Below are 18,364 nucleotides of genomic sequence, written 5' to 3' on the forward strand. Positions count from 1 at the left end.
CCGGTCAGCCCTTCTTGCGCACGGAGTAGGAGGTGGACGATCCGGTGACGCGGCGCGTGCGCATCTCCTGTTCGCGCTCGCGCAGCTTGTTCGGGTCGTCGCAGGTGGCGACCTGGCGGCTCTTGCCGTCGCTGAAGGTGCGCCGCAGTTCGTACTTGCTGCCCATAGCTGGTGATCTCCTGTCTTGGCTCGCCGGTCTGGCGGCCACCGCACGGAACCCGTTGCTGTGCAACGGATTCCGCACAGTGGTGGTCAGCCGTGGCGGCTCTTGAGCCGGTCGGTGGCCTGGCGGTGCAGGTTGACGCGGGCGGCTTCACGCTCGGCCAGACGCCGGGCGAGCCCCTCGGGCGGCGGGGTCTTCCCGGCCCGGCAACCCTTTAGGTCAGCCACGGCCCTTGCCCCAGCCCTTGCCGTGCTGCGGTCGCAGCGAGTCGCAGCCACGCGAGCAGCGCGGCGGGCGGGTGCCCTGCGGCACCATGTCGGTGTGCCCACACTGCGAGTACGTGACAGGCACCAACTTGCGAGCGGCCATAATGGGGCCCTCCTCCTGTGAGGTCTTGCGACTGAACGGGCGGTTGACCGGCGGCACAGCGCTTGCTTGGCGGTAGGAGCTGTGCCGCCGGGCGTAATCAGTGGTTCTGGTGCATCAGGTGCGCAAGGGCGGCACCCATGCCGAGCACGGCGACCGGGATGCAGGCCACGGCGGCGGTGATCGGCCACGGCGCTGAGGTCCATCCGGCGGCGGCCATCAGGTGGTAGGCGACCTGGCCGAGCGCGCCGAGTGCTAGCGAGCCGATCGCGGACCATTTCGCGAACGCTCGGGCGTCGCCGACCACGCGGCCGGACAGCCACACCCACAGCGCGTATGCGGCGTACGTCTCGACACCGATCGGCAGGGTGATCGCGGTGTCGATCTGGAAATCGGTGATGCCGGGCAACAGCGTGACCCTGCCGAAGCCGGTCAGGCGGCCCATCTCGACCCACCCGGCCCAGATCGCGACGAACGCGGGCAGGCACAGGATCAACACGGGCCACGTCACCGGACGCCGGACCGGCGCGGCATTTTCGGCGGCCGGGGCGGTGTCGTCGGCGCTCTCGGGTTCCGAGGTCACGGCGGGGTCGGGCGGGACCAGCTTGGCAAGGTCAGCGAACTCCGAGCCGCGGGTGTCGGTGAAGACCAGCGGCGCAGGCTCGGCGTCATCGTCCGGCTCGACCGGAGCCGCCACAGGAGGAAACGCGGCGGCGTACTTCTGTGCCTCGTCTTTCAGAAAGACGATCGGCCGCAGTGCGGGCCGCTCCGGTTCGGCCGGCACGTCGATGACGGCCAGGGCGGCGAGCAGGGCCTTTGCCTTGGTAGCACCGACCTTGAACCGCTTCATGAGCTGGTTGCGGCTCGGCGTCGTGCCGAGCTCGGCGGCGTAGTCGCGGGCCAGCGGGGTCAGCTCCTCCACCGAGGTCGGGAAGGCGCTACGTGCGGTCCGGGTCATCGTGGCGGCGGTCATCAGTTGCCTCCCTCGGCGAGAGCGGATGCGAACGAACCGATGCCCGACGCAATGGTGTGGATGGCATGGGCGGCCTCGGTCGGGTTCGTGATCGCGTAGAACGCGGCGAACGCCAGGGCGGCGAGACCGGCGAACTTGCGCAGGTTCATCGGGGTCCTTCCGGGTGACAGGTCAGGCACTCGCCGAGCGAGCGCGGGATGCAGTACGGCCGCACATGGCGGCAGGCGGGGCAGGTGCGGCGAGCGCGCATCGCCTTGGCGAGCGCGGCCCGCACCGCCGGGGTGGCGGTGCGCTTCGGCCGGGCCAGGTCGAGCCGGTAGAGGTAGGCGGCGCGGACACCACCGACGCCGCGCCACAAGATCTGAGCGGCGATCGGCTGACCGCCAGGGCAGAGACCGCGTTCACGCAGTTGACGGCGGGTGGCATAGCCGGGCGGAGCACCCTGCCACCAGTAGGTGGGGATGCCGTACCGGGCGCCGTCCGGGTCGTGAAACGGGGCGCGGATGCGGGCCATCAGGCGGCCCGGTCAAGCTCCGTGCCGCAGGCGCGGCGAGCGGCGATGTAGGCGAAGGTCTCGCGGATCACGCGGGCCTCAGCGCGCCGAAGGCGGCGCCGGTCGAGGTCGCTGGGTCCGCCGCGCTCGTCACTGTCGAGGATGGAGATCTCGGCGGCGAGCCAGGCAAGTTCGGCGCTGATCAGCGGTTCCTCGGTCTCGATCGCGGCCAGGTCGGCGGCGGTCGGGTCCGGCAGGTCGGTGAGGTTGTGGGAGCGCATCAAGGTGTCCGTTCAGTCGTCGGTCAAGCGGCGCGAGCGGCGCGGCGCTGCGAATTCGGCGCGCGGGTGGAGCAGTCACGGCAGACCGTGGTGTCCGGCGCGAGCGGCGCCAGGGCGGTACAGGCGGTGCACCGGCGCCAGACGGCGCTCTGGCGGACCGACAGGCGAACCACAGAAGCGAGAGAAGCCACGGCAATCAGGTCTCCTATGCAGGGCAGATCAGGGCGGCCGGCACAACGAGTACGGCCGCCCTGACCTGCGGGAATGGGTGATCGATGTGGCACGAGAACGGCTCGTGCCCTTGCGCCCTTGCACACGGCTCCGGCTTCCGCTCGCCTTCCCGCACGTGCTGGGGGTCATCGCGGCCCTGTGGTTTCTCCTGTGAGGGCTCCGCTGTTGAGTTGTGTTTCGGTCGAGTAATACAACGTGGCGCTGTATCGCACGCTACAACGCAACGTTGTATTCGCGCAAGCGGCGGTACCGCGTAGGCTTGTAGTAATGGCTGAGACAGTGGAGCTGCCCACCGACTGGTGGAGCACAGAGGATGTTCTTACGTACTTACGATCGGTGGGTGCGCCGATCAGTCGTGCGACCTGGGCCTCATACGTTTCCCGAGGTCAGGCCCCCGCACCCGATCGCAACTTTGGTAGGTCCCCGGTCTGGCGACCGAAGGCCGTACAAGATTGGCAATCCGAGCGACCTCGGCGCGGAACCTCCGCATCCTGATGAGTTCCACCTCGGTTCCCCCCGCCCTTCGTGTCGCCCTGGCCGTCGTTGTCTGCTACCGAGACTGCCGAAGATGACGCCCGCCGTGCAGACCCCACGATCGGACACGGAGGACACGCACCATGTCCGTTGACCTCAAGCGGTCGCTCAAGCCGAATCTCGTGCTGGTCAACAAGCGCAAGGAGGCGGGGTGGGATTCGCGTAAGCGTGCCGCCCGCGAGCTGCACCGGATGGGCCGTGAGGAAGGCATCAAGGAGACGCCAACCGTCGAAGCGATCGAGAAAGCGATGTACCGGCACGAAACCGGTCGTGTCGCGGTAACGGATTTGATCTATCGACGGCTTTACTGCCTCGCCTACGGCGCAACGCCGCATGACCTTTTCGGCGAGTTGAATCATCGGGAATCTGATCGGCCACGTTTTTCGTTGAGGTCACACAAGTTCGTGCCTGCCTTCGTTGGAACGTCCGGCGTGCAGCGACTACGTGAGCGTCGTGGGCTGCAACCAGCGCAAGGCCAATGGTCGGATTGCGACACCGGACCGGTCGACCATCCCGAGGGGCAATGCGATCTATATGTCTGGCCCTGCGGAGTTGCAGTCTTCCACCTAGTCGAAGATGTGGAACTGGGCAGCATTGCTGCATTGGCAGCCTGGCGCAGGGTCTCGTACAGCGACAACAGTGCATGGGCGGCAGAGGAGCTAACGAGTGACGCTGGTTCCTTCGATACGGACTCCGTTTACGTCCTCAGCGCCCACTGGGTAACACAGCCGGCATGGTCTGGTGATGCGCTAGATGCTGCTCTGCGCATCCTCGTTACCCCCGGAGTGTTGCTTCATCGTGAACGACCAATAGATGACAACCACCTAGCCCACGCAGAGATGATCGAACAGTCCCTGCTCGCCGAGAACTACAATCATGCGGGGATCGAGCCATTCGGTCTGCGAGGGATTTCCGCAGCCTATGCCGCGTGGGCTGGGGTCGTTTACCACCCGCTGGCTCCTGAGCGTTCCCTCACTGAGGCTGAGCTAGTCGCCTGTGAGTTGGCCGTCCAATCAGCCTGGTCATACGCTGATGCGATCAATCGAGAGGTTGAGCGAGGCGAAGACCCTAACGTCACTCCGGAATACGGATGGCGTTACCTCAGGGCGATACGGTCACGTTTGGCAACATCGAGAGCGCACGAAATTAGCCAGCATCAGATGATGCGCAAGGCGATCCTGAGCACAAGTGACCTTCTACCCAAGCTAGAGCAAGCGATCGAGTCGCTACGCGAGGCGGACAGGGGATAGTGCGAGATGCCGACGTCGAAACCCGTGCTGGTTGTAGTCGATGCGCAGAACGGTTTCGTGAGAGGGGAGTCCGCCCACGCTATCCCAGCTATGGTGGATCTCGTTTCGCGCTGGCAGGCTGCTGGGCTCGATACAGTATTCACTCGCTACTTCAATTACCCTGACAGCCCGTTCGAGCGATTCTTTGAATGGCGCAAGCTTCAGTCTTCACCCGAGGTAGACATCGTCAATGATTTGCAGCCGTATGCAGCCAAGGCAACGGCGGTCATCGACAAGAAGATATACAGCGCGTTCACCGAGGAATTTGAGGATCTGGTCCGCAGTCACCAGTGGACTGACATATACGCCTGCGGTATCGCTACGGAGAGCTGCGTTCTGAAGACGGCGGTAGACGCATTCGAGCGTGACCTAACACCGTGGCTCATTGAGGACGCGTCCGCCAGTCACGCGGGTACGGCTGCCCACGAAGCTGGTCTCCTCGTCGCGCGCCGATTCATCGGTCCTCGTCAAGTCATCAAGGTCGCCGACGTGGTGCCCCTCCGTAGCTAACTTGCGCCGCTGGATCCATCCTTCGAGCAGACCTGCGGTTTCAGGTTTGGTCCCGTTGCCCAGGCCACGCCGACGAGGGCACCGGCGGTACGCCCGACGCTGTCGCCTTCCGTCTCAGTTCTCGTCTCGTTCATCGGCGTTCGGCGAGGTCCAAGCCGGGCGGGGCGAGCCTGTCATGGCAGCTGGGGGGCGTCGTCGGACTGGGCCGTACGGCCGGGGGCAGACCTCGAAAGCGTGTGAGGGTGCAAGCCCTCCAAGGGTTCAAATCCCTTCACCACCGCCAGCAGCAAAAAGCCCGGCGACTCTCGATGAGTCGCCGGGCCTTTTTGTGCTCGGTCTCGGTCTCGGGCTTGGCGCGTCGTGGCCGCGCTCGTCGCCGACCCGACGTACCGCGGCGTCCGGCTTCTCGGCTGAGCCCGGCACGGCCCGCGATGTGCTGGTTGTGCTTGGCCATACCGGCTGAGCGATTTCCAGGATGAGCGGCACGGTCGCGCCAGCGCGCCGCGCGTCGTGCAGGCGTTCGTCACGCGGACCGGCCGTCTCGAGGTGGTCGTCAGGAACCTGCCGCGCCCCAAGGGCTCGTCAGCTCGGCGCGGATGCCCCGCCGAGCCGGCGCGGCGTTTTCGGCGAACTGCCCCTGATTAGGTGAATCGTTTTGGATGACGATCGGAGGTCCGTGGGTCGTGATGGTGTCTGCTGTGTGCTGAGAAGAACTTTCGCGATGGTCGGGACACTGGCGATGCTGGCGGCGGTGACTGCCGGACCGGCCGCGGCGCGGCCGGCGGGCGGCTCGGTGACCCAGGTGGCCGTCGGTGATTCCCATGCGTGTGCGCGCGCCGGAGACGGCCGCGCCTACTGCTGGGGCGCCGGCGGCAGCGGTCAGCTGGGAAACGGTGACACCCCGAGCCATTCGAGTCCGGTGGCGGTGGCCGCCCCGGCCGCCGGGGTGACCTTCACCCGGCTCGCCACCGGTGGTTTCCATACCTGCGGCCTCGGCAGCGATGCCAAGGCCTACTGCTGGGGCGCCGGCTACAGCGGTCGGCTGGGGAACGGTGAAACCACGGATCGGTCGACGCCGGTGGCGGTGGCCGCCCCGGCCGCCGGGGTGGCCTTCACCCAGCTCACCGCTGGTAGCGCCCATACGTGCGGGCTGGGCAGCGACGCCAAGGCCTACTGCTGGGGTTCCGGCAGTAACGGCGCGCTGGGGAACGGCGGCCTGGGGGACCGGTCGACTCCGGTGGCGGTGACTGCCCCGGCCGCCGGGGTGACCTTCACCCAGATCAGCGCCGGTTTCAGCAATACGTGCGGGCTGGGCAGCGACGCCAAGGCCTACTGCTGGGGCTCCGGCCTAAGCGGTGAGTTGGGGAACGGTGAAACCAGGGACCAGTCGAGTCCGGTGGCGGTGACCGCCCCGGGCGCCGGGGTGACCTTCAGCCGACTCACCGCCGGTTTCAGCAATACGTGCGGGCTGGCCGGCGACGCCAAGGCCTACTGCTGGGGCGCCGGCGGCCTCGGCCAGTTGGGGAACGGTGAAACCGGGGACCGGTCGAGTCCGGTGGCGGTGGCCGCCCCGGCCGCCGGGGTGACCTTCACCCAGATCAGCCCCGGCATCCGTCACACGTGCGGGCTGGGCAGCGACGCCAAGGCCTACTGCTGGGGTCACAACAGCGATGGTCAGTTGGGGAACGGCGACACCACGGGCCGGTCGACGCCGGTGGCGGTGACCGCGCCGGCCGCCGGAGTGAGCTTCACCCAGATCACCGCCGGCCGCGGCTACACGTGCGGGCTCGGCAGCGACGCCAAGGCCTACTGCTGGGGCATCAACGACGACCACCAGCTGGGTCACGGCGATATCAAGGGTCATGTGAGTCCGGTGGCGGTGCTGTTCCCGAAACCGTAGGCCGGACCGGGGCCGCGAACGGAGGGTCCAGCAGCAGCGTTTCGTCATTTCAAGATCGATCGGCTATGTTCTGGCGTCGTCGACGGCCCACGGCAGAACTTCTACAGAGCCGCGCCGCGCGACCGATGTACCCGTTCGCAGAACCACGCCGCTGATGAAGGAGTTCGGATGACGTTCGAGGCTGAGGCATCGTGAACGGCCCCGAACCGTACTTTCGAGCGAGCCGTCTGCAGAACCGCCGGCTGCTCGGCCTTGCCGCGTTCCTCGCGGGCCTGCTGCTGAGCTTCACCGCCTGGGTCAACACCTCCGGGACCATGGGCGACCAGGTCTGCAAGGGTGTTCCGTCGGCATGGTCGAAGCCGGGCGCTGGGGTGATTCTCCATTTCTGCCTGGGTAACGACCGCGTGACCAACATCAGCGACCGCACCCCGTAGGGCCGTCGCCTTCGGTCCCGGTTCTCGCCTCGCGGTCGTTCTCGGACAGGCTGTACCCGAAGCGGCCACGGACCTGCCGAGGTCGTGGCTGAGTTTGACCGCGCCGGAGTGCCGGCCCGGCCGAAGGTTGCCGCCGGATGCGATCGGCTCAGCCGGCGAGTAGCTGCTTGCGCAGCCACAGCGGGTCGGGGTTGACGTGCGGCACGCCGGCGAGGATGACCGTCGGCACCGTCTCGTTGCCGTCGGCCACCGCGCGCACCGCCGCCGCGGCCTCCGGGTCGCGCCAGATGTCCACCCAGTGTGCCCGGCGGCCGGCGGGGCCGAGGGTGGCTCGCAGGCGCACGCAGAAGGGGCAGCCCGGGCGCCAGTAGATGACGGCCAGGCCGTCATCGGTGCTTCGGCCCTGGGCCTCGGCCGCCGTCACCGAACGCGGAAAGATCAGCGGGGAGGCGAACGCCGCCAGGGCCGCGAAGACCACGACGGGGATCACGGAGCCGGTGGCGATCCCGACCGCGGCGCCGGCGAGCAGGACCACGCCTGCGAGAGTCCATCGACGGAGCATGAGCCGACGCTACGCCAAGTCTGTGCGGGCCTTCGCCTGTGCGGTATGGCGCGTCGCGGATCGCACCGCGCCAGGGACGGAGATTCCGGGCGAGGTCGTTCCGGGGTGATGGCCGAGCCCGGGCTGGTCGTGGGGTCTCGGGCCGTCGCGGCCGCGCTCGCCGTACTCGGCACGCTGACCGCCTCGGGCATGTTGGGCTGACCGCCTCGGGCATGTTGAGCTGACCGTGAGGGTTGGTCGTGATCGGTCGTGACCAGCGGGTCGCAGATCGGGAGGCCGACGCGCAGCGGACCCGACCCGGCGCCCGCCGGCGTGGCCGTTCTCGTTCGGGGCTGGAAATCCGGGCCGAACGCCGCCCAGCGCCGCATTCCGCACCCGAAAAGAGGGGGTCACCCGCCCGTGATGGGTGAATTTCTCAGGCTCGCCGCGCCCCCGCGCCGCCCGGCCCGGCGGCGTCACTCTGGGTGAGTCTGCGAGCGCCCAGTTGCGCGCTTCCGGTGGGCTTCTCGGGCGGGCGCCCGGCGGGCGCGCCCCGGCACCACGCGCGGCCCCGGTGACGACGTGACGGTGCCATCCGTCGGGAGGCGCGCCCCGGCGGCGGCGACAGGGTCCGCCGATTCCGATGGCCCGCGGTTTCCCCTGGCTGAGGCCCAGCGAACCCCGCCGGACACGGCTGCCGTCCGGCTCGTCCGTGACGCTCGCCGACAGGTAGGGCCGCGGGCCGGGTGGCGGTCGCCGGCGGCGGCGTGCGGACCCCCTCGCGCCGGCTTCCATGGCCCGGCCGGTTCGCGCAGTCTGTTACACGAAGCGTGTTTTGTCGTCGATCACGCACCGTGTCAAGTTTTCCGGGTCTGGCCGGACGCCGAACCCGGGATCGGTACTATTTCGCGCCCCCTTCTTCATGATCAAATTCGCTGATCAGGTGACAGATGGGTGTTGCTACCGTTTCGTCCCTGGCGGACCGGCGTTGTTACCTGGGAAGATTACTCAAAGTGACAGTTAACACGCCGCCCTAATATGTCGCGTCTTTGCAAGGCGCAGCGCCGGAATCCACCGGATCGGACAACCCGTCCTAACCTGGCGGCGAAAAAGATTCACAAGACGGCCTCGCGCAGAGGTGTCGATGTCTGCCCTAAGGTTGGTCAGGTGAGAGTTGAGCATCACTGGTGGAATGGTGACATCCGGCTCGCGCGCCGGGATGTCTACGTCCGCACCGACGGAGAAGTCTGGGAGGTCGAAGCTCAGATGGGCGGGCCTCAGGGCAAATCCAAGGTGCAGCAGTGTCCGGGAAAGGCGTCCGCGCTGATCCTGGCCGACGCGTGGCGTGGTCCACGCTGGCAGTGGCGCAAGCTCTAGGCGCCAGGAGCCGGGCTGCGCCGCACGCTTGAACTTCTCGGCCAGCCACATATTTCGATCGGGCCGGACCCCGCGGGGTCCGGCCCGATGTGCTAAATCTCGGTCGTGCGTCCCCCTCCCGGTCAGGTCCTGCACTTCTCCGAGGACCCGCGCATCACCACGTTCGTGCCGCATGTCGCGGCCACGGCGCGCCAGCCCGAGGCGTACGTGTGGGCGGTCGACGCCGAGCAGGCGCCCGCGTACTGGTTTCCGCGCGACTGCCCCCGGGTGCTCGCCTGGCCCGGCCCCGGGACCACGGCAGCCGACCGCCGCCTGCTCTCCGGCGTGCGCGTCCATGCCATCGAGTACGGCTGGCTGCTGGCAGTGCGGTCGGTGCGGCTGTACGCGTACCGATTCGACGCGGCGCCCTTCGAGCCGTTCGGCGCGCCGCAACCACACGCGATGGTCGCGACCAAGACGGTGACACCGCTCGGGCCGGCGGAGCCGGTCGGCGATCTGCTCTCGTTGCACGAGGCCGCGGGCATCCAGTTGCGGCTGGTCACGAACCTGTTGGCGTTCATGGACGAGGTCGTCGCCAGCTCGCTGGAGTTCAGCGGGATCCGCCTGCGGAACGCCGCACCGCGAAAGTGAATCGGCGGACGAACTGTCCGCTAGCGCCCTCCGGGTTTGATCTAGCCTGTGAATTCACTCAACTAGGACGAAAGTGATGTCCAATGCAGGCCACTGTGACTGACACCCGTTCCGATGTCGCCGTGCTGCGCCTGAGCGGCGAGCTCGATGCCCACACCGCCACCCAACTGCACGAACTGCTCGCGGAACTGCTGGAACGCCCGGTGCCGCGGATCGTCGTCGACCTCACCGACCTGAAGTTCTGCGACTCCGTAGGGCTCAGCGCCTTCATCACCGCCAAACAGGTCATCACCGCGCGGGGCGGGTGGCTGAGCTTCGCCGGTGCCAACCAGTTCCTGTCCGTGCTACTGGAGACCGTGGGGCTGAGCAGGTACTTCGCGATCTTCCCCGAGGTGGACGACGCGATCGCCGCGGCGCAGATGTAGCCCGGCGCTCACTCCGCGCCGCGCCGCCGCTGCTCGTGCAGCTGGCGGAAGACGTACCGGCGGATGTCGTCCGCCTCGCCCATCTTCAGATCCATGAACCGGAGCCCGAGCTCGGTCGGCCGCTCACCGTCGCCGCGGCGCATGCGGACCACCGTCGCCTCCGCGGACAGCGGCCGCCCAGGGGTGAACTCCGCGACGACCGAATCCCCTCGGCCGAAGTTGATTTCCGAACCCGTGTAACAGCGCATCCCGCCCTCGCTGAGGTCGACGGCGGTGATCTCGAGATCGACGCCGGCGTACCGCACGACGACGGGCAGGCTCACGTTGGCCCGCACGAAGGAGCGTCGCTGGGTCCGTTCCGCCTGAGCGGTCAGGCGGATCAGCCACGTGGGTGCCGGAGCTCCGTTGGTCTCCAGCACCTCGATGGGCGCCTGCCGCAACTGGCTGCCCTCACCCCAGACGAGCAGACCGCGCTCGCCGGTCTCGGGCCGCACGATCCGCCCGGTACGATCCATCGGCTCGCGCAGCAACACGGTTTCGGCGGTGACGGCACTGATCACCGCGGCGAGCGGCTCGGCGCGCGAGTCGAGCGTGACGTCGACGAGATCGTTGATGTCGGGTAGGTCCGCGAGGGTAGTGCTCACCTGGTCCTCCCCCCACCGTTGCGTCTGCAAACGGGCGTGCGGGCACCTCCCCTACTGGGAACGATAGCCATGGGGCCAGACGTCCGGATCCAGAACCGGCAATTGCCCCTCCAACGCCCGGCTCCGGGTCTCGTCGCGCCGCCGCGGCATCTTCACATTCCGGCAGCGACCCCGGCGCTTCGTGGTCTTAGTCTCGCTCGTGCCCGCTGAGCTGCGGCGGGATTGTGGCGCCCGGGTCCGTTGTCTAGGGTGCGACGTCGCGGCATTTTGATCTAGCGGGGAGATCATGGGCGAGTTCTACGCCGATGTGGGCGGATTCAACGGTCTGTACAACCTCTTGGTGCGTGCCTCCGGGGATGCCCGCGACACGCTGGACTACACGAAGAGGCACTGCGACATGCCCGCGGCCAGTGAGGGCTACCTGATGATGCTGATCGGGCCGCACCAGGTCGCGTACGACAACCTCACCGAGGCCTTGACCCGGCTCAGCGATCTTGCGCAGGGTGCCGGCACGCAGGTCAACGCCGCGCAGGGTGACTACGCCCGCAGCGACCAGGCCGCGGCCGTCCGCCTCGATGCCGGGTATCCGGGCGCCAGGAACGCTGCTGATCTCCGCGGGACCCTGGCGCAGGGCCGGCCCGACCTACGTGCCGAGCGAGTCGGATTCTCGGACGTCGCGGAGCCCGCGGGGCATCTGCGCAACCCGGAATACGCGGTCGGGATCGAGATGTGGTCCATCAACCCACTGGCCGACCTGATCAGTCCGGCGGCGTGGCTTAGGCAGATCAGCATCTGGCTGTTCAGCCATGACCCGTTCGAGGGCTGGTCGAAGCAATTCAGCGGTGACTGGCAGGCGTACGTGCACTGCGCTGTCGCGATGGGCAACATCGGTGGTGCCGCACAGGACACCGGCCGCAACCTGATCTCCGGAGCGCAGGACGTCTCCGCGATCTGGCGGGGCAACGCCGCCGAGGCCGAGCAGGAGTTCCAACTGGCCCTCGGGAACGCGGCCATGGCTCTCAACGGCGCCTGCGGTCAGTACAAGCAGCTGTACAACCAGGCAGCCGAGGCGACGAAGAAGCTGTTTGACGTGGTCAGTGGCCTGATCAGCGACCTGATCGACCTGCTCATCATCATCAACGTGTCAGCGGCCGCCGGTACCGCCCTCATCGAGACCGGTGTCGGTGCCGTCGCCGGGTACGGTGTCGCCGCGTATTACACCTGGCAGGCCTACGACCTCTACAAAGAGATCTCCACGTGCTATGGCAACGCCGAAGACCTGATCAAGGCGATCGGAGGCTCCATCAGCTCCGTCAGGGCAGCTCTCGACGTTCGCGACCTGCCCTCGATGCAGCCCTACCGGCATCCGGCCGTCGACTGATCCTCGGAAGGACCCACGACCATGAACGGCGACATCGCCGAAGACCCGCTCGCCCGCGCCGTCCTGCGCCACATGGCCGCAGCCCGCGGTAAGGACGACCCGATGGGTTCCTTGGCGCGCACAGTCCTCAACGGCGAAGCCACCTTGCAGGCCGCCGCGCGCGACAGCTGGCACGGCAAGGGGCTCGCAACCGCCTTCCAAGGTGCCCAGGACGAACTCAATCGCATGTCGTCGGAGCGGCGGGCCACGTACGAACGGGACGCGGCCCGGCTGCGCTCCGAACCTCCGGCCGAACACGACGCGGACAGGGACGAGCGGTGAACGCCTTCACGCGCTGGCGGTTGGCTACGCCGTTCATCATCTTGTCGGGACTGCTGCTCTTCGCCACCGGTCTCGGGGCGTGGGCTTTCTGGTCGCGGTGGTCGGGCGCCGAGCGCGCCATCACGGTCTTCCTGGGAATCATGTTCGCGAGCTGCGTGGGTATCAGCGTCTCGATCGGCGCTGACCGCAAGATTCAAGATGTCCCCTGGATGCGGATGGGCACGGTGGCACTCTTCATCGCCCTCGGCTGCGGGGTCACACTGGTCCGCCGCAACCTCTGACGGTACGAGGATGTCGCCCCGGCTACTCGCATGGATGCCGCCCCGGCTGCTCCGTCGCCACCCGGCACGGTCCGTGACGAGGAGCCATGCGCGCGGCCGATCATGGGCGAACACCGCAGTACGCGAGCGAATGAGACCACAACTGAGACCGATCAAGAGCCGAGCCAGGCCTTACCCGGCAGACATCGGCGTAACCGATCTCTGTCCTTACCACGCCGCCGAGCTCCGCACAGCCGGTTGGCTGTGCGGAGCTTTGGCGTAACCCGGGGCGTCACTGCGATTTCTCGCAGCTGGACACGACGACCCTGCGACCTGCGACCGCGCGACCCCCGTGGCCGGCGGGACCAGGCGCTCAAGCCAGCGGGTCATGAAAGGTGGCGTTGGCCCAGGGCGGGCTGCTCATAGCCGGGCGAACTCTTCGCCCAGTAGCTCCCGCAGGCGGCCCAGCGCGCGCATGCTGCGCATCTTCACCACGGAAGTCGAGACGCCGAGAATCTCGGCGACCGTGTCGACGCTGTGGTCCTCCCAGTGCCGCAGCACCACGATGGCCTGGTCCCGGACCGGCAGTGTCGCCAGCGCCCGCATCAGGGTGACGTGCAGGTCCGCCGTGGCCTCCTCCGGTCGGCCGGGCCGGTCGGGCAGATCCGCGAGTACCACCTCGGAGTCGCTGCGCCGCTTCCGCTGGTCGAAGACCGCGTTCATCAGGACCCGGCGGCTGTACGCCTCCAGGTTCACCGTGCGCCAGATCCGGTTCCAGGAGGCGTACATCTTCGCCAGGGTCAGCTGCGTCAGGTCCTGGGCCAGGTGCCAGTCCCGGCACATCAGGTACGCGGTGCGCCGCAACCGTGGCGTGGCGGCCGCGACGAACGCGGCGAACTCCTCGTCGCGGGTCGCCCGATCACGCCGCCATGCGAAGCTCCAGCCCTGCTCGGACGACACGATGTCCGTCACTCGCCTGCTCCCGGACACGCGAGACCGACGAGATCATCGACGCCGTCGCGGCCCTGGAACCGTGCGGCGAACGCCGGGTACGCGGACGGCTCGGCCAGCGTCATCCGGAACGACTCGGGGAGGGAGTAGACGGACACCGACGCGACGAAATCCGGGTCGTCTGCCCATAGTTGCTTGAACCGGGTGAATGCCTCCTCCCGGCTGTCGTATCGCAGGTCGCGTACCTGCGGATCAGCCTGCAAGGCGGCCTGAAGGCCGGAGCGCTGAGACGCCGTGATGTCGTCGGCGAGGAAGATGGAGATGTCGGAGGCGCGGTCCTGCGCCGGCAGGGTGCACGCCGGATCCGCCGGCACCATCATCGCGGCGGCGGCGGCCGACGTCGTCCGCGGTGGCTCGGTGGGCCCCAAGGCCACGTTCACCGCGACTACCGCGGCGACAACGGCTACGGCCGCCGAGCCGCCCACCAGCAGGCCGCGCCGTCGCCGGATCCGCCGGCCCTGAGCCATGGCCATCCGAGCGGGGTCGCCCGGCGGTACGGGCTCGTCATCAAGGGCCCGTTCGAACAGGCTTCGCAGGTTCTGATCCACAGCTCGCTCTCCTGGTGTCTAGTGGCTACCTCTCTTCATGACTGGTTGGGCCACCGGATCGGTCACACTATCTCGCGCAGCCCACCGACCCACCCGCTCGGTGTTTGCGCTGGTCAAGATGTTGGCTGCGGTGGGTTTGGGGGAGTGCTGGAGAGGGGCAATGCAAGATCGTTTCCCAGCGTTCTCTTAGCAGGATGGCACCGGCGTCGTGGACTGAGCCGAGCTGAGTCCGGGGACCTCGATGACCTCTGTCGCAGAGAGCGATTCGTCGCGGTCTACGGTTCCGCGGCGTCTCCGTCGTCAACGGTCTTCCAAGCGGGTGGGCGGTCTCATCTGGAAGCCCGCCGAGCTGCCCACGGCACAGCCGCCGGCCGACCCGGCGGGGCAGGAGACGGGCGGTTCGGAGGCTGCCTGAGGAGCAGATGAGACCACAACTGAGACCGCTAACGCAGAAGGGCCGATCCCCGGGGGGTCGGCCCTAGCGTTTTGCCTGGTCGAGCTGGCGGAGGATACGAGATTCGAACTCGTGAGGGGTTTCCCCCAACACGCTTTCCAAGCGTGCGCCCTAGGCCTCTAGGCGAATCCTCCGTCCGACAGGATACAGACCCGTCGGTGCCTCCCTCGGCGGGAGGGCCGGGCGGCGCGTTGGTGGCGCCGGGTACTCTAGTCCCCAGCCCCTCGTGCGGCGTCATCTTGTGAACCTCCCCAGGGCCGGAAGGCAGCAAGGATAAGCGAGCTCTGACGGGTGCACGGGGGGTCCTTGCTTTCCCGATACCCCACCAACGCGGGACGCGGGTTTGTTCTTGTCACACCCTCGACGGAGAATGGCGCGGTCGTCCAGGAGGTGGCAGGAGTGGCACTAGCCCTCTACCGCAAGTACAGGCCGCGGACCTTCGCCGAGGTCATCGGGCAGGAGCACGTCACCGAGCCGTTGTCGCAGGCGCTGCGCAGCGGCCGGCTGCACCATGCCTATCTGTTCTCCGGTCCGCGCGGCTGCGGCAAGACGTCCAGCGCGCGCATCCTTGCCCGTTCGCTCAACTGTGAGCAGGGTCCCACGCCCGAGCCGTGCGGGGTCTGCGCTTCCTGCAGATCGCTCGCCAACGACGGCGCCGGGTCGATCGATGTCATCGAGATCGACGCGGCCAGTCACGGCGGCGTCGACGACGCTCGTGACCTGCGGGAAAAGGCGTTCTTCGCGCCGGCGAGCAGCCGCTACAAGATCTACGTCATCGACGAGGCGCACATGGTCTCGTCGGCCGGCTTCAACGCGCTGCTCAAGCTCGTCGAGGAGCCGCCGGACTACGTCAAGTTCATCTTCGCGACGACCGAGCCGGAGAAGGTGCTCGGCACGATCCGCTCGCGCACCCACCACTATCCGTTCCGCCTGATCCCGCCCGCCGTGCTGCGGCCCTATCTCCAGCAGCTCACCGAGGCGGAGGGCGTGCACGTCGACCCGGCGGTGCTTCCGCTGGTCGTCCGGGCCGGCGGCGGCAGCGCCCGGGACACCCTGTCCGTGCTCGACCAGCTCATCGCCGGTGCGGGGCCCGAGGGCGTCGGCTACACCCGGGCGGTGGAGTTGCTCGGCGTCACCGATGTCGCGCTCATCGACGAGATGTGTGACGCGCTTGCCGCGGGGGACGGCGCGGCGGCCTACCAGACCATCGACCGGGTGGCCGAGGCCGGCCACGACGCCCGGCGTTTCGCCTCCGACCTGCTCGAGCGCTTCCGTGATCTGATCATCCTGCAGCAGATTCCGGACGCCGTGACCAAGGGCCTGATCGACGGGCCGGCCGACCAGCTCGATCAGATGGGCGCGCAGGCGACCCGGCTCGGGCCGGCGACGCTGTCCCGCTGCGCCGACATCGTGCACAACGGCCTGGTCGAGATGCGCGGCACGACCGCGCCGCGACTGCTCCTCGAGCTGATCACGGCCCGCATGCTGCTGCCGGGCGCGGACGATTCCAGTGGCGCGCTGCTACAGCGGCTGGAGCGCATGGAGCGGCGGCTCACGCTCAGCGCCGACGAGGTACGCACCGAGCACGACTCACCGCAGGCCTCGCCGGCCGGGGCGGCACCCGCCGCAAGCGGCGGCGGCGGGATCTCGGCGGCCCGTGCCGCGGCCGCGGCGGCGGGTCGACGCGCACCGGCGCCCGGTTCGACCGCGCAATCCGGACCCGCGCAGGGTGGCACCGCGCCGGGCGGTTCAGGTTCGACACCGGCCGCGGGTGTTGCGTCCGCGGCCGTCGAAGCTGTTCAGGGTGCCTCGGTGCTCGCCGGTGGCGTCGGGCCGGCCGATCCGGTCTCGGCCATGCCGGGCCCGGTGCACCCCGACGGCGGTGAGGCGGCGTCTTCCTCCCCGGTCTCGGCGATGCCCGGCTCGGCCACTCCTGTTTCGGCTGTGCCGTCTTCTTCGGTCTCGGCTGTGCCGTCCGGTTCGTCTGCTCCGGTCTCGGCCGGTTCGTCTGCTCCGGTCTCGGCTGTACCGTCCGGTTCGGCAGCTTCCGTATCGGCCGTGCCGTCCGGCGTCGCGGGTCCGGGCATGGCGGGTCCGGGCATGGCGGATCCGGGCATGGCGGGTCCGGTGTCGGCGGTGCCGGGCCTGGCCCAGGTCTCCGGAGCGCCGGCGGAGCCGCCCGCGGCCGAATTGCCTCAGCAGGATCGTCGTCGGATGCCCGCGGCCCGGCAGCCGGAGCCCGCCGGGATCATGCCGGACGCGCCGGTCGACTCCGTCGGTGACGACATCGGGGCGCCCGGCCGGCTCTCCGTCGCTTCCATCCGCGAGGTCTGGCCCGAGATCATGGTCGCGGTCGGTCGGAAGAGTAAGAAGATCGCCGCGCTCGCACAGGGTGCCACCGTCCGTGACCTAGACGGACAGACCGTCGTGCTGACGTTCCGCTTTCCCGCGCACGCCAAGATGGTCGCCGCCGAGCCGGCGCTGCTCTCCGACGCCCTCTACGAGGCGCTCGGCGGCCGCTGGCAGATCCGCTGCGACGTCGCTGGCGAGGGCGGCGGCTCTCCCGGCTCCGGCCCCGCCCCGCGCGGCCCGCAGGGCGGGCCCGCCGGCCCGTCGCAACGGGCTCCGCAGGGCCAGGGCCCTCAGGATGATCTCGCCGGACGTGGCGCGCCGCCGCCGCAGGTCCCCGACGGCGCGGGCGACGCCATGCGGCAGCGCGAGGCCGCGCCACGTGCGTCGGCGGCCGGGCGCGACGTTCCGCAGAGCCCGGGCGCGGTGAGCGACGACAGCGACGAGTGGCCGGAACCAGCGCGACCGGGTGGGCTCGCGACGGCGGTTGACACCCCGTCTGCCGCGGTCACGGCCGCGGATGAAGAGTGGCCGGAGCCGGCCCGGCTCGGCGGTCCGCCGGCAGGTGGCCGCGATGCCGGCCCCGGCGGCGACGCCACCGATCCGAGTGTCGGACAGAGCGGGCCGGCGGGTGCGCTGGATATCGACGGCCCGGCCGGCGGCCGGGGCTTCGACGGCTCTGAGAACCCGGGTGCCGGTGGGCACGGCGGGTCCGCGCCGGCCGGAGGCGCCGGTGCCGCGTCGGGCCACGGTGCCGCGTCGGGCCAGGGTGCGGCGGCGGGCTTCGGCGCCGCGAATGGTGACCCGGTGCGCAATGGTGCACCTGCGGCGGCTTCCGCGCCGCCGGCCGGCGGCGGGCGGCCGGCGTCCAGCGGTCTCGCCGCGGCTCGCGCGGCGGCGGCAGGCGCGGGGCGCGGCAACGCGGCGGCGGGCAAGGCCGGCGGCAACGCGGCGGCGGCGAGGAACAGCGCCTGGTCCGACGGCTCGCCGACGGAGGAAGCGCCATATGACCCCGAATACGACGGCCCGGTGCGACCCGGCGGTGCCTCCCAGGGCCAGGGCGCTTCCCAGGGCCGCGGTGCCTCAGCGGGTCACGGCGGCGGTTCGGCGTTCGAGGGCTTCGATCCCGGCGACGAACCCCTCGACGACGTGATCGACGAGAGGACCGCCCGCCAGAGCAGCGAGCAGCAGGCCGTGCAGTTGCTCCGCGACGCCCTCGGCGCCGAGAAGATCAGCGAGTCCTGACCCG

At 69.0% G+C, this 18,364-nt stretch carries 22 protein-coding genes, 1 tRNA gene and 1 other RNA gene; 12 read left to right on the plus strand and 12 right to left on the minus strand.

The window, feature by feature from the left end:
• Positions 1-4: 4 nt before the first annotated feature.
• The 7 genes from AB0B58_RS34510 to AB0B58_RS34540 all read right to left on the minus strand — a co-directional run bounded on the left by AB0B58_RS34510 (position 5) and on the right by AB0B58_RS34540 (position 2,276).
• The gene (locus tag AB0B58_RS34510; protein WP_360232631.1) at positions 5-166 is read right to left on the minus strand and encodes a hypothetical protein; all 162 of its coding nucleotides are present in this window, start codon (positions 164-166) and stop codon (positions 5-7) included.
• Between the two features lie 86 nt (positions 167-252).
• Positions 253-390, minus strand: a complete 138-nt coding sequence (locus tag AB0B58_RS34515; protein ID WP_360232634.1) for a hypothetical protein — start codon at positions 388-390, stop codon at positions 253-255.
• A complete protein-coding gene (locus AB0B58_RS34520; RefSeq protein WP_360232637.1) occupies positions 383-532 on the minus strand; it encodes a hypothetical protein in 150 nt (49 codons plus the stop codon). The genes AB0B58_RS34515 and AB0B58_RS34520 overlap by 8 nt, the downstream gene beginning before the upstream one ends.
• Positions 533-629: 97 nt before the next feature.
• Positions 630-1,487 carry an ABC transporter permease gene (locus tag AB0B58_RS34525; RefSeq protein WP_360232777.1) on the minus strand — a complete coding sequence of 286 codons (858 nt, stop codon included), beginning with the start codon at positions 1,485-1,487 and terminating at the stop codon, positions 630-632.
• Between the two features lie 14 nt (positions 1,488-1,501).
• Entirely contained in the window at positions 1,502-1,651 is a 150-nt protein-coding gene (locus AB0B58_RS34530; RefSeq protein WP_360232640.1) for a hypothetical protein, read from the minus strand.
• Complete coding sequence (locus AB0B58_RS34535; protein ID WP_360232643.1) at positions 1,648-2,016, minus strand: RRQRL motif-containing zinc-binding protein; 369 nt, start codon at positions 2,014-2,016, stop codon at positions 1,648-1,650. The genes AB0B58_RS34530 and AB0B58_RS34535 overlap by 4 nt, the downstream gene beginning before the upstream one ends.
• The gene (locus tag AB0B58_RS34540) at positions 2,016-2,276 is read right to left on the minus strand and encodes a DUF6284 family protein (protein ID WP_360232646.1); all 261 of its coding nucleotides are present in this window, start codon (positions 2,274-2,276) and stop codon (positions 2,016-2,018) included. Before AB0B58_RS34540 ends, AB0B58_RS34535 begins: the two co-directional genes overlap by 1 nt.
• A gap of 848 nt (positions 2,277-3,124) precedes the next feature.
• On the opposite strand from AB0B58_RS34540, the gene AB0B58_RS34545 reads away from it, so the two are divergent.
• The 4 genes from AB0B58_RS34545 to AB0B58_RS34560 all read left to right on the plus strand — a co-directional run bounded on the left by AB0B58_RS34545 (position 3,125) and on the right by AB0B58_RS34560 (position 7,174).
• Positions 3,125-4,291, plus strand: coding sequence for a hypothetical protein (locus tag AB0B58_RS34545; RefSeq protein WP_360232649.1), 1,167 nt, complete (start codon positions 3,125-3,127; stop codon positions 4,289-4,291).
• 6 nt (positions 4,292-4,297) lie between these two features.
• Entirely contained in the window at positions 4,298-4,840 is a 543-nt protein-coding gene (locus tag AB0B58_RS34550) for an isochorismatase family cysteine hydrolase (RefSeq protein ID WP_360232652.1), read from the plus strand.
• Positions 4,841-5,561: 721 nt separating this feature from the next.
• Positions 5,562-6,740, plus strand: a complete 1,179-nt coding sequence (locus tag AB0B58_RS34555; RefSeq protein ID WP_360232655.1) for a hypothetical protein — start codon at positions 5,562-5,564, stop codon at positions 6,738-6,740.
• Positions 6,741-6,931: 191 nt separating this feature from the next.
• Positions 6,932-7,174, plus strand: a complete 243-nt coding sequence (locus tag AB0B58_RS34560; RefSeq protein ID WP_360232658.1) for a hypothetical protein — start codon at positions 6,932-6,934, stop codon at positions 7,172-7,174.
• Between the two features lie 148 nt (positions 7,175-7,322).
• On the opposite strand, the gene AB0B58_RS34565 is transcribed toward AB0B58_RS34560, so the two are convergent.
• Positions 7,323-7,736, minus strand: a complete 414-nt coding sequence (locus tag AB0B58_RS34565) for a glutaredoxin domain-containing protein (protein WP_360232661.1) — start codon at positions 7,734-7,736, stop codon at positions 7,323-7,325.
• Positions 7,737-8,882: 1,146 nt separating this feature from the next.
• Between AB0B58_RS34565 and AB0B58_RS34570 the strand changes: the two genes are divergently transcribed.
• The 3 genes from AB0B58_RS34570 (at position 8,883) to AB0B58_RS34580 (ending at position 10,147) form a co-directional block, all read left to right on the plus strand.
• Complete coding sequence (locus AB0B58_RS34570) at positions 8,883-9,092, plus strand: hypothetical protein (RefSeq protein ID WP_023562955.1); 210 nt, start codon at positions 8,883-8,885, stop codon at positions 9,090-9,092.
• 105 nt (positions 9,093-9,197) lie between these two features.
• Positions 9,198-9,722: a DUF6886 family protein gene (locus AB0B58_RS34575; RefSeq protein WP_360232664.1), complete on the plus strand. Its 525-nt coding sequence runs from the start codon at positions 9,198-9,200 to the stop codon at positions 9,720-9,722.
• Between the two features lie 95 nt (positions 9,723-9,817).
• A complete protein-coding gene (locus AB0B58_RS34580) occupies positions 9,818-10,147 on the plus strand; it encodes an STAS domain-containing protein (protein ID WP_360232667.1) in 330 nt (109 codons plus the stop codon).
• A gap of 8 nt (positions 10,148-10,155) precedes the next feature.
• On the opposite strand, the gene AB0B58_RS34585 is transcribed toward AB0B58_RS34580, so the two are convergent.
• The gene (locus tag AB0B58_RS34585; RefSeq protein ID WP_360232670.1) at positions 10,156-10,791 is read right to left on the minus strand and encodes a PilZ domain-containing protein; all 636 of its coding nucleotides are present in this window, start codon (positions 10,789-10,791) and stop codon (positions 10,156-10,158) included.
• A gap of 286 nt (positions 10,792-11,077) precedes the next feature.
• On the opposite strand from AB0B58_RS34585, the gene AB0B58_RS34590 reads away from it, so the two are divergent.
• From AB0B58_RS34590 to AB0B58_RS34600, 3 genes are read left to right on the plus strand one after another with little or no spacing between them, the layout of a single operon-like run.
• A complete protein-coding gene (locus tag AB0B58_RS34590; protein WP_360232673.1) occupies positions 11,078-12,172 on the plus strand; it encodes a hypothetical protein in 1,095 nt (364 codons plus the stop codon).
• 21 nt (positions 12,173-12,193) lie between these two features.
• Positions 12,194-12,493: a hypothetical protein gene (locus AB0B58_RS34595; protein WP_360232676.1), complete on the plus strand. Its 300-nt coding sequence runs from the start codon at positions 12,194-12,196 to the stop codon at positions 12,491-12,493.
• Positions 12,490-12,774 (plus strand): hypothetical protein, encoded by a 285-nt coding sequence (locus AB0B58_RS34600; RefSeq protein WP_360232679.1) that lies wholly within the window; start codon positions 12,490-12,492, stop codon positions 12,772-12,774. The genes AB0B58_RS34595 and AB0B58_RS34600 overlap by 4 nt, the downstream gene beginning before the upstream one ends.
• A 399-nt stretch (positions 12,775-13,173) precedes the next feature.
• Here AB0B58_RS34600 and AB0B58_RS34605 read toward each other — a convergent pair whose 3' ends face one another.
• From AB0B58_RS34605 to AB0B58_RS34615, 3 genes are all read right to left on the minus strand, one after another.
• Positions 13,174-13,725, minus strand: a complete 552-nt coding sequence (locus AB0B58_RS34605) for a SigE family RNA polymerase sigma factor (protein WP_360232682.1) — start codon at positions 13,723-13,725, stop codon at positions 13,174-13,176.
• Positions 13,722-14,312, minus strand: a complete 591-nt coding sequence (locus AB0B58_RS34610) for a permease-like cell division protein FtsX (RefSeq protein WP_360232685.1) — start codon at positions 14,310-14,312, stop codon at positions 13,722-13,724. The genes AB0B58_RS34605 and AB0B58_RS34610 overlap by 4 nt, the downstream gene beginning before the upstream one ends.
• Before the next feature lie 500 nt (positions 14,313-14,812).
• A tRNA-Ser gene (locus AB0B58_RS34615) sits at positions 14,813-14,900 on the minus strand.
• Positions 14,901-14,984: 84 nt separating this feature from the next.
• On the opposite strand from AB0B58_RS34615, the gene ffs reads away from it, so the two are divergent.
• Together ffs and AB0B58_RS34625 are read left to right on the plus strand one after the other, a co-directional pair.
• Positions 14,985-15,074: signal recognition particle sRNA small type (gene ffs / locus AB0B58_RS34620), an RNA gene on the plus strand.
• 91 nt (positions 15,075-15,165) lie between these two features.
• Complete coding sequence (locus AB0B58_RS34625) at positions 15,166-18,360, plus strand: DNA polymerase III subunit gamma and tau (RefSeq protein WP_360232688.1); 3,195 nt, start codon at positions 15,166-15,168, stop codon at positions 18,358-18,360.
• The last annotated feature ends 4 nt before the right edge of the window (positions 18,361-18,364 follow it).

This window comes from Actinoplanes sp. NPDC049118, assembly GCF_040648555.1.
Classification (GTDB): domain Bacteria; phylum Actinomycetota; class Actinomycetes; order Mycobacteriales; family Micromonosporaceae; genus Actinoplanes.